At 60.7% G+C, this 239-nt stretch carries 1 protein-coding gene; it reads left to right on the forward strand.

What is annotated here, in order from left to right; genetic code table 11:
* The coding region (locus tag SB786_RS37570; protein WP_410731756.1) for a hypothetical protein at positions 1 to 198 on the forward strand (198 nt) is incomplete at its 5' end.
* Between the last annotated feature and the right edge of the window lie 41 nt (positions 199 to 239).

Raw genomic sequence — 239 nt, forward strand, 5'->3', positions numbered from 1 at the left:
GTGCTGATGCACGGCTACTATGTGGTCCCGCAGTGGTATAGCGCGACGCATCGCGTGGCCTACAAGAACACGCTCGCGTATCCGTCGAAGCTGCCGCTGTACTATGGCGCGACCGACTGGATCATCTCGACGTGGTGGCTCAAATCGCCGGCGCCATCGCCAAAGCCATCGTCAACGCCGCCGCAGCCGCAGCACTGATCCTCTTCGAAGCGAGCACAGAATCATGTGGAGCTACATCG

It is taken from the genome of Burkholderia sp. SIMBA_062, from assembly GCF_046534765.1.
Classification (GTDB): Bacteria; Pseudomonadota; Gammaproteobacteria; order Burkholderiales; family Burkholderiaceae; genus Burkholderia; species Burkholderia ambifaria.